6 protein-coding genes and 1 rRNA gene are annotated in these 9,396 nt (G+C 71.1%); 3 read left to right on the top strand and 4 right to left on the bottom strand.

Translation table 11 applies throughout. The annotated features are described in order from the left end of the window. Positions 1-85, bottom strand: a 16S ribosomal RNA gene (locus HHX31_RS14890); the annotation flags it as partial. 953 nt (positions 86-1,038) lie between these two features. On the opposite strand from HHX31_RS14890, the gene HHX31_RS14885 reads away from it, so the two are divergent. Further along, a complete protein-coding gene (locus HHX31_RS14885; RefSeq protein ID WP_169948835.1) occupies positions 1,039-1,431 on the top strand; it encodes a hypothetical protein in 393 nt (130 codons plus the stop codon). 32 nt (positions 1,432-1,463) lie between these two features. Here HHX31_RS14885 and HHX31_RS14880 read toward each other — a convergent pair whose 3' ends face one another. After that, positions 1,464-3,059, bottom strand: a complete 1,596-nt coding sequence (locus tag HHX31_RS14880) for an ABC transporter substrate-binding protein (protein ID WP_169948834.1) — start codon at positions 3,057-3,059, stop codon at positions 1,464-1,466. Positions 3,060-3,234: 175 nt separating this feature from the next. Here HHX31_RS14880 and HHX31_RS14875 point away from each other — a divergent pair, with 175 nt between their 5' ends. Both HHX31_RS14875 and HHX31_RS14870 read left to right on the top strand, forming a co-directional pair. Continuing rightward, the gene (locus HHX31_RS14875) at positions 3,235-5,247 is read left to right on the top strand and encodes a nitrate- and nitrite sensing domain-containing protein (protein ID WP_169948833.1); all 2,013 of its coding nucleotides are present in this window, start codon (positions 3,235-3,237) and stop codon (positions 5,245-5,247) included. After that, positions 5,244-5,615, top strand: a complete 372-nt coding sequence (locus HHX31_RS14870) for a DUF742 domain-containing protein (protein WP_311931790.1) — start codon at positions 5,244-5,246, stop codon at positions 5,613-5,615. Before HHX31_RS14875 ends, HHX31_RS14870 begins: the two co-directional genes overlap by 4 nt. Before the next feature lie 32 nt (positions 5,616-5,647). Here HHX31_RS14870 and HHX31_RS14865 read toward each other — a convergent pair whose 3' ends face one another. Further along, the gene (locus HHX31_RS14865) at positions 5,648-7,357 is read right to left on the bottom strand and encodes a hydantoinase B/oxoprolinase family protein (RefSeq protein ID WP_169948832.1); all 1,710 of its coding nucleotides are present in this window, start codon (positions 7,355-7,357) and stop codon (positions 5,648-5,650) included. Beyond that, the gene (locus HHX31_RS14860; protein ID WP_169948831.1) at positions 7,354-9,354 is read right to left on the bottom strand and encodes a hydantoinase/oxoprolinase family protein; all 2,001 of its coding nucleotides are present in this window, start codon (positions 9,352-9,354) and stop codon (positions 7,354-7,356) included. Before HHX31_RS14860 ends, HHX31_RS14865 begins: the two co-directional genes overlap by 4 nt. Positions 9,355-9,396 lie beyond the last annotated feature (42 nt).

Raw genomic sequence — 9,396 nt, 5'->3', positions numbered from 1 at the left:
ACCCCGAAGGGCCTTTCCGCTCGACTTGCATGTGTTAAGCACGCCGCCAGCGTTCGTCCTGAGCCAGGATCAAACTCTCCAAACAATGCTTGAAAAGAAATCACTCCGGCAGGCACCCCCCAGCAAAGGAAAGGATGCCGTTCAAAGGAATCCGTCACCGGTGAAACCACCGATATGACGGGGTCATGCATGATTCATGCACTGGCTTTTAGCACACTGTTGAGTTCTCAAGAAACGGACGCGACCACCATCACCCGAAACCCGTCAACCAGGTCCCACGCTCCGGGGCGTTTCGCTTCGTTCGTTATGTCTTAATCCTTCCCGACCCGCAGTTCCTTGTCAAATCCGCCCCGCCGGGACCAACTTGACCAGAAACCCGCCAATCGACAGGAATTCGACCGCCCCGTTTCCGGGACAACCCCTCGAACTTACCCGAACCCCCAGCCCGACGCAAAACCGGACCAGCAACCCCAGCAAGACCACGAGAGAACACCGACCACCGGCCCGCGCACACCCAACACAACCACCGAAGCGACTGAAGAGGAGTGCGCCGAACCGCGCCGACACCACAAGATTACCAGGGTCCGGCACCGCCATGACCCAATAGGAGAACAACGCCCCCGGCCATGGAGCTATTCCCCGCCGCGCCCGCCGGATGGTCGTGCGGGCACTCGTACGAGGATCCGGCCGCCGGCCGGGGTTCCCGCAGGTCACAGGCCGATGCCTCCCCCGCCTCCGGCACCCGGCAAAACGTGCGAGCAGGCAGGGACAACCAGATCCCGCTCTCAAGCATCTACTTAGGGCCGCGGCGAGCAGCCGGCATGGCGCGGACTACTCGGGGAGGTACGAGGTGCGGGACGAACGCCATGGGTGGCCGTCGTCCGCGTGCTCCTCCACGGCTCTGACGAGTCGTCCTGTCCCCACGCAACCGAACGTCAAGCCGCTCGCAATCGCCCCGCGCTACGAACACGATGCGGAAGTCCCCGTACGGCGCCAACCCGGCCGCCCGGACTTCCGTCGCTGGAGGTGGCCATCATCATGCGGTCGGAGTTCGACGACATCCGCGCCCACATCACCGCCGAGCAGCCGCGCCCGGGCGACCTGCTCGAGCTCGCACACTCCCTGCTCGACGACCTGGAGCTGTTGCGTACGCGTGAGGCGATCCTGCGGTCGCACTATCTCGCGTTGCTGACCGCCGCTCGCGCCTCAGTGGCCGCGGACGCCGCCGGCCATCCGGCGCCGCTCGCCTTCCTCCAGCACGAGCTGGCCGAGCACGGACAGCTTCCCGACGGTGAGCAGGCGGAGCGGATCCTGGCCGACGCCGCCGCCGCGCAGGCCATGCTCGCCCAGCTCGACGAGCCCGCGTCGCGGCGGCCCCGCCAGGTGCGCGGGCCTCACTGCGGCGGGTTGAGCCGCAGGCTGCGGGGCTGACCGCGCGTGCCCGCGCCCCGCGCGGGCACGGCTCAGCCGCCGGGGATGAGCTCGTGCACGAAGACGACGTTGGGATAGGCGGGGTTGTCGGTGAAGCCCTGGACGTTGCCCAGATAGGCCCGCTGGTAGTTCGTCACCCACGGCACGGCCACCACCGCCTTGTCCTCGATGAGGATGCGCTGGAGCTCGGCGTACGCCTTCTCGGCGGCCGCGCGGTCGTTCGTCCCCAGTGAGGGCAGCCTGTCGATCTTGGCGTCGAGGTCCTTGTTCTTGAGGTAGGTGAGGTTGAAGGACACCGGCTCCGCGCTGTGGAAGACGTTGAGGAGCCACGAGTAGGCGTCGCCGTAGTCGGGATACCAGTACATGACGAAGATGTCCTGGCGCTTGGCCGGGTCCGCCGACTTGCCCCGGTCCCACTGGTCGGTCCACTGCATGGCCTCGGCGTCGAGCTGCACGTTCAGCTCGGCGAGCGTCTGCGTGAGCCTGCGCACCAGCAGGGCCTCGTCGTCGTCCCCCTGCGCGTAGGTCAGCGTCAGGCGCAGCGGCTCGCCGCCCGGGCCGTATCCGGCATCGGCGAGCAGTTCGGCGGCGCGGGCGAGGTCCTGCTTCTGGACCATGCCGCGCGTGTGACCGAGCAGGCCCTCCGGCACCAGGCCCGACGCGGGCGCCGCCGCGCCCTTGAGCGCGTCGACCAGGCCGTCGTAGTCGATGGCCTTCTGCACCGCCTTGCGCAGCCGTATGTCGGTGAGTGGTCCGGAGGCGGTGTTGAACAGCACGAGCAGGTTCTGGAACGACGGCACCTGCAGGGTCCGCACGCCCGCGGTCGCGCGGGCCCGCTGGAACAGCTTGGAGTTCAGCCGCTGCACGTAGCTCGCCTCGCCCCGCAGCACCAGCCGGTACGCCTCGTCGGGGTCGGGGACGACGCGGAACTCGATGCTCCGGTAGTGCGGGCCTTCCCATCCGCCCCAGTAGCGGTCGAAGGCGCGCAGCACGAGTTCCTTCTCCCTGCCCTTCTTCCAGCTCGCCACCGTGTACGGCCCCGAGCCGGCGTCACGGCCGGCCTGGAACCACTTCTTCAGGTCGCCCGAGCCCGCCGCCTGGGTGTCGTAGACGTACGCCGCGTAGCCCGCGGAGGCGATCAGGTCGAGCGGGGCGGCGTAATTGAGCCGGAACTCCACGGTGAGCGGGTCGACGACCGTGATCTGCTGCACGGGGTCCCAGATGTAGGCCGCGCCGGCGCCCATCCGCTTGGTGCGCTCGATCGACGCCTTCACCGCGGCGGCGTCCACCGGGCGTCCGGTGTGGAAGACCACGCCGGCGCGCAGGGTGAACGTCCAGACCTTGCCGTCGGGCGACGTCTGCCAGCGCTCGGCGAGGCGCGGCCCCGCGCGCCGCGTCCTCGGGTTGTACTTCGTCAGCGAGTCGTAGATGTTCTCCATCGCCACGACCTCGTTGGAATACGAGCTCGCCGGGTCCCAGTCGGTGACGATGTCGAGATGGTGCACGTAGACGAAGGTGGAGTCCTTCGCCGACGGGAGGTTCACGGACGAGATCTCGCGGACCTCACCTCCGCCGCAACCCGCCAGGGCCAGCACGGCCAGCACTCCCAGCACGAGGAAACGGCGCATACGTGCGGGTCCTTTCCGTATCTCCCATGATCGACGCTACTGCAAGATCACGATTAGAGACGATATCTCCCGCCAATCGATCACAGGGGTCTCCTGACGACCACCCCCACTGCTAGTCTCTAGCTCTGTCTCAAAAAGGTCTTATGTGAGGCTTGTCCTCACTGGGCGAGGTGCCATGAGTCCGCGCGGGCGTGACCGGCCGATCAGGTCGCGACTCATCGGCCTGCTCCTCGTACCCCTCTTCTCACTGGTCGTTCTCTGGGTGGTCACCGCCGGCGTCACCATCGGCGAGAGCCTCAGCCTGCGCACGTACAACACCTTGTGGGCGACGCTGCGGCGGCCCGCGGACTCCCTGATCGTCGAGCTCCAGGCGGAGCGGCTGGCGACGGCCCGCTACCTGGGGTCACACCGGGCCGACGACCTCGCGGTGATGAGCGGGCAGCGGCAGCGCACCAACGCGGCCAGGGACAAGGTCCGCACGCTGGCCCTGTCCGACTCCTCCCGGTCGGCCACCACCGCCGCCATGCGCACGCAGGTCGACGAGATGCTGGCCGGGCTCGGCCGGATCGACGAGATCCGCGCGGAGATCGACGAAGGGCTCTCCGAGCGGCTGTACGCCATCGAGACCTACAACCTGGTGAGCGACGCGATCTACCGCATGCACTACAGCCTGGCCCTGATCGACGACATCCCGATCTACCAGCAGTCGCGTGTGGTGATCTCGCTCGGGTACGCCAAGGAGCTGCTGACCAGGGAGCAGGCGCTGGCGGCGGCCGCGGGCGCGTCCGGCGGCCTCACCGACGAGGAGCGCAAGCTGTTCACCCAGCTCGTGGGCAACCGCCGGTTCCTCATCGACCAGGGACTGCCCGAGCTGGACGCCGGCCTGCGGCAGCTCCACGTCAACCTGATCACCACTCCGCTCTACCAGCGTCTGCGGCTCCAGGAGGAGCAGATCATCGCGGCGCCCACGCTCTCCGCGCGTACGCAGCGGGTGTGGCAGTCGACCTCCGACGACCTGGCCGACTCCTTCCAGAAGGCGCAGAGCGAGGCGGCGGCCCTGCTCGCCCAGCGCGCCGCGCCGATCGCCGACTCGATCCTGCGGCGGGCCGTGCTGGTCGGAGGCTTCGGTCTGCTGGCGGTCGTGGCCTCGATCCTGATCTCGCTACGGGTCGGCGGGCGTCTCGCCCGTGAGCTGGCCGACCTGCGGCAGGCCGCGCTCGACCTGGCCAACCAGCGGCTGCCGGGGGTGCTGGCCAAGCTCAAGCGGGGCGACGACGTGGACGTGGCCACGGAGGCGCCGGCGATCCAGACCGCGGGCGGGACAGCCGAGATCCAGGACGTGGGGCGGGCCTTCTCCACCGTCCAGAAGACCGCGGTGGAGGCCGCCATCGGGCAGGCCCGGCTGCAGCGGGGCGTCAGCCAGGTCTTCCTCAACCTCGCCCGGCGCAGCCAGACGCTCCTGCACCGGCAGCGGACCCAGCTGCACGGCATGCAGCGGCACACGACCGACCCGGACATGCTGGAGGAGCTGTTCCGGCTCGATCACCTGACCACCCGCATGCGCCGCCACGCCGAAGGCCTGATCATCCTGTCGGGCAACGCCCCCGGCCGCGCCTGGCGCAAACCCGTCCCGATGTACGACGTCGTACGCGGGGCGGCGGCCGAGGTGGAGGACTACGCCCGGGTGACCGTGCTGCCCATGGAAGACCACGGGCTCGACGGCGCGGCGGTGGCCGACGTCATCCACCTCATCGCCGAACTGATCGAGAACGCCACCATCTTCTCGCCGCCGCACACGTCGGTGACGGTACGCGGCGAACTCGTCGGCACGGGCTTCACGGTCGAGATCGAGGACCGCGGGCTCGGCATGACCAAGGAGCGGCTCGCCGAGCTGAACGAGCGTCTGGCCGCTCCGCCGGAGTTCGACATCGCGGACACCGAGCGCATGGGACTGTTCGTCGTCGCGCGCCTGGCCGCGCGGCGGGACATCCGGGTGACGCTGCGGCCCTCGCCCTATGGAGGAACGACCGCCATCGTGCTGCTCCCATCCACGCTCATGGTCGGCCCGAAAGACCCTGACCTCGCCCGTCTCGCCGCGGGAGAGGTGACCCCGGAGGACATCATCCTCGCCTCGCTGAAACGGGGGCCACAGGACAAAGAGAACACCGGCGAGGAGGACGAGACGTGAGGGAGCGCATGCAGGACCAGTGGTTGGACGAGGAGGCCGGGCCGATCGTGCCGGCCTACGCTCTCACCCGCGGACGCGTGCGGCCATCCAGCCAGGAGATCGACCTCGTCGCCATCGTCACCGCGGTCGGCGGGCCGACGCCGGTGAGCCTCGGCCCCGAGCAGTGGATGATCCTCAGTCTGTGCGCCCGCCCGGCGTCGCTCGCGGACATCGCCGCGGCCATCGACCTGCCGCTCGGCGTCGTACGGGTGCTGGTGGGCGACCTCCACGAGCAGGGTCTCGTGAAGGTGCGCCCGCCCGCGAACGTCGCGCGCTTCCCCACCGAGAAGCTCCTCGGCGAGGTGATCAGCGGCCTGCGTGCCCTGTGAGCGCGTCCCCATGGCGTGCTCACAGGGCTCGATCACAGGGCGTGGGGATAGTGGCGCCGGGCGTGCTCGTGGGTGATGTAGCCCTCCCGCAGGTCGGCGCGCACGGCCTCGGGGTCGCGCTCCCCCGGTGAGCCGTACCCGCCGCCCGAGCCGGTGCGCAGGTGCACGACCGCGCCCTTGGGCAGGAAGATCCGCGTCTTCAGCGAGAAGTCCTCCACGCGCCCGTCGGGATACTCCACGGTGAGCCGGTTGGGCCGGCCCGGCAGTCCGCCCTCCATGCCCCAGGGCGCCAGCGCGGTCCTCGCCAGGCCCGAAGTGAGGTACTGGTCCTCAAGCACCCGGAAGGACAGGTCGAGTCCCAGGCCGCCACGGTGACGGCCGGGGCCGCCGGAGTCCTCGGCCAGGGCGAGCCGCTCGATCCGCCAGGGGTTGCGCGCCTCCCACACCTCGGCGGGGGTGAAGCGCGTGGCCGACTCCGAGATGTACATCAGCGCGCTCGCGCCGTCGGCCGACCGTGACGCGCCCTGACCCACCGGGTGCGGCGCGCCATCCGCCCACGGCTCGCCGGTCGCCTCGCGGTTGCCCCACCACACCAGCGCGTTGATGTCTCCGCCGCTGGCGGCCGGCACCGACTCGGGCACGGCCTCGGCCAGCGCCCTGAGGATCAGCTCGATGGCGTGGTCGGATGGGATGCCGTACATGAAGCAGGGCGCGGGCCGTACGGGGTGGAACAGCGAGCCGAGCCGGGTGACCAGTTCGAGCGGCCGGAAGTGGCCCTCGTTGGGCTGCTCTCCCGCGCCCGCGAGGAAGGACACCGCGATCCTGACGGCCGCCACGGTGGACGGCAGCGGGCAGTTGACCGGCCCGCCGACCTGGTCGGGGCAGTCGGTCAGGTCGACCGTCACCGACGAGCCGTCCACGACGACCTCGACGCCGAACGGGATCGGCGTGCCGTTCACCCCGTCGGAGTCGATGACGCTCGACGCCCGGTAGACGCCGTCGGGCAGTTGGTCGAACCAGCCGCGCACCAGCGCCTCGCCGTGGGCGTACATGCGGGCCACGCAGCGGCGGAAGGTGTCGAGGCCGTGCCGCCGCACCAGCGCGGCGAGCGCCTCGGCGCCGGTCCGCGCCCCGGCCACCATGGCGTTGATGTCCCCGATGACCATCTCGGGCATCCGGCTGTTGGCCAGGATCATCCGGTAGACGTCGCTGACCAGCCGCCCGGCGTCGTACAGCTTGACCCCGGGGAAGATCGTGCCCTCCTGGTGCACGTCGACGGTGTCGGTGCAGTAGGGGTCCTTGCCGCCGATGTCGAGCCAGTGAGCCTTGATCGCCGAGTAGCCGACGAGCACGTCGTCGTGGAAGATCGGCACCACCATCGCCGCGTCCTGGGGATGGGAGCCCGTGCCGTACGGGTCGTTGTAGAGGATCACGTCGCCGGGGCTGAGCGCGGCGGGGCCGCCGACGCCCTCGACGGCCTCGTGCACGCAGAAGCCGAGCGTGCCCATGAACGCCGGCAGCGTCGGGGCCTGCGCCAGCATGCACATGTCGGCGTCGTAGAAGGCGACGGCGAAGTCCAGCGCCTCGTAGATGATCGGCGAGAACGCGGTGCGGATCAGCGACTGCTTCATCTGGTCGGCGGCGGCGTTCAGCCCCTGCCGGATGATCTCGGTGGTCACCGGGTCCGCGCCGTCGCCCAGCCCGGGGTGCGCCTCCGAGTATCGGGTGCGGACGATCGTCATGGCCGGTCCTTCCTTGTGATCAGGAGGCAGCCGCTCTCGTGGGCCTCCACCGCGAAGCCGGCGTCCACGTAGGCGGTCGCGGTCGGCTCCAGCACCAGCAGCGGGCCCTCGGCCACCCCGGTCAGGTCCTCCCGCCGTACGACCGGGGCCTCGGTCCAGGCGCCCCGGCGGAACGACCACAGCCGGGTCGTCCCCGCCCCGCCACCGCCCGAGGGCGGAGCGGGCACCAGCGGGCGCTCGTCGTCGAGCACGACCCGGCTGGTCGCCCGTACGGTGACGATCTCCAGCGGGTCGGGCAGGGTGTGGCCGAAGGCCCGGTGGTATGCCTCGGCGAACCGCGCGGACACGGCCGCCGGGTCGTCCTCCCCGAGCCGCACCGGGATCGTCAGCGTGTGCTCCTGGCCCCGGTGGCGCAGGTCGAGGTCCACCTCGCGCACGGCTCCCGGCCGCGCGAGCCGTTCGAACAGCGACCGTGCCACGTCGCCGACCGCCGTCAGCGCCGCGTCGTCCAGGGGGCGCACCATCGTGCGGGCGGCCGAGCGCACGATGTCGGCCTGCACCAGCCCGACGGCGGAGAAGTTGCCCGCGTTGGGCGGCACCACCACGGTGTCCACGTCGAGCTCGTCGGCGAGCAGGCAGCCGAACACCGGCCCGGCGCCGCCGAAGGCGACGACGGCCGAGCCGCGCGGGTCGACGCCCCGCTCCACCGTCACGCCGCGCACGGCCTGGGCCATGTGCGCGGCGGCGATCCTGATGACGCCGACCGCGACGGCGTCCACGCCGTCGATGCCGGTCAGGCCGGCCAGCGGCGCCAGCGCGCGGGCCGCGTCCGCCGCCGACAGCTCGATGCCGCCGGAGATGCGCCCGCGGGGGATCATGCCGAGGTGCAGGGCGGCGTCGGTCACCGTGGGCTCGGTCCCGCCGCGCCCGTAGCAGGCGGGCCCCGGGTCGGCGCCCGAGCTGCGCGGGCCGACCCGCAGCAGGCCGCCCGCGTCGGCGTACGCGATCGATCCGCCGCCCGCGCCGACCGACCGCACGTCCACCCAAGGGCTCTGCAGCGGCAGGCCGACGACCTCGCCCTGGTACAGCAGCGGAAGCCGCCCGTCCTCGATGAGCGCGGTGTCGAAGCTGGTGCCGCCCACGTCGGCGGCGACGGCCGTGCCGAGCCCGAGGGACGCGGCCAGGCGCGCGGTCGCGGCGGCCCCGGCCACCGGGCCGGACAGGATCGTCTCGAACGGCCGGGCCGCGGCCTCGGCCAGCGCCAGCGCGCCGCCGCCCGACCGCGTCACGAGCAGCTCGCCGACGAAACCCCTCTCCCGCAGCTCGTGGTCGAGGTTGTGCAGGTAGGGGCCCATCCGGTGGCGGACGAACGCGTCCACGACCGTGGTGCAGGTGCGCTCGTACTCCCGGTACTCCCCCGAGACCTCGTGCGACAGCGAGACAGGCCCGGCGAACCCGGCCTCGGCGAGCAGCTCGGCCACCCTCGTCTCGTGCGCGGGGTTGGCGTAGGAGTTCATCAGCACGATCGCGACGGCGTCCACGCCCTCGGCCGCGAACGTCTCGGCGGCCCGCCGTACGCCGTCGGGGTCGAGCTCGCGCACGACCGAGCCGTCGGCGGCCACCCGTTCTGCCACCTCCAGGCGCAGCCGGCGCGGCACGAGCGGCGGCGGCGGCGTCCAGGACAGGTCGTAGGGGTCGTCGCGGTCGCCCCTGCGGATCTCCAGCACGTCGCGGAAGCCCGCCGTGGTGATCAGGCCGACGCTCGCGCCGCGCCGTTCGAGCAGCGCGTTGAGGCCGACGGTGGTGCCGTGCACGAAGTGGCGGCACCGGGCGAGCAGGTCGCGCGGCACGGCCGCGTCGACCGCCGCGAGGACCCCGCGCTCCGGCGCGGACGGCGTGGTGGGCTGTTTGGCGACCCTGATCTCGCCGGTCGCGGCGTCGTGCAGGACGAGGTCGGTGAAGGTGCCGCCGACGTCCACTCCGATGACCGTTGTCATGCCTGGCAACGTAGATCGGGCCGGGAGCGGCGTCGATGTGCC

It is taken from the genome of Microbispora sp. H11081, from assembly GCF_012999535.1.
Classification (GTDB): domain Bacteria; phylum Actinomycetota; class Actinomycetes; order Streptosporangiales; family Streptosporangiaceae; genus Microbispora.
The sequence above is the reverse complement of the archived record's forward strand: the minus strand, read 5'-3'. Positions and strand labels throughout refer to the sequence as shown.

Coding starts and splice junctions, on each gene's coding strand:
- HHX31_RS14885 (WP_169948835.1), top strand. CDS start 1,039: ATGCGGTCGGAGTTCGACGACATCCGCGCCCACATCACCGCCGAGCAG.
- HHX31_RS14880 (WP_169948834.1), bottom strand. CDS start 3,059: ATGCGCCGTTTCCTCGTGCTGGGAGTGCTGGCCGTGCTGGCCCTGGCG.
- HHX31_RS14875 (WP_169948833.1), top strand. CDS start 3,235: ATGAGTCCGCGCGGGCGTGACCGGCCGATCAGGTCGCGACTCATCGGC.
- HHX31_RS14865 (WP_169948832.1), bottom strand. CDS start 7,357: ATGACGATCGTCCGCACCCGATACTCGGAGGCGCACCCCGGGCTGGGC.
- HHX31_RS14860 (WP_169948831.1), bottom strand. CDS start 9,354: ATGACAACGGTCATCGGAGTGGACGTCGGCGGCACCTTCACCGACCTC.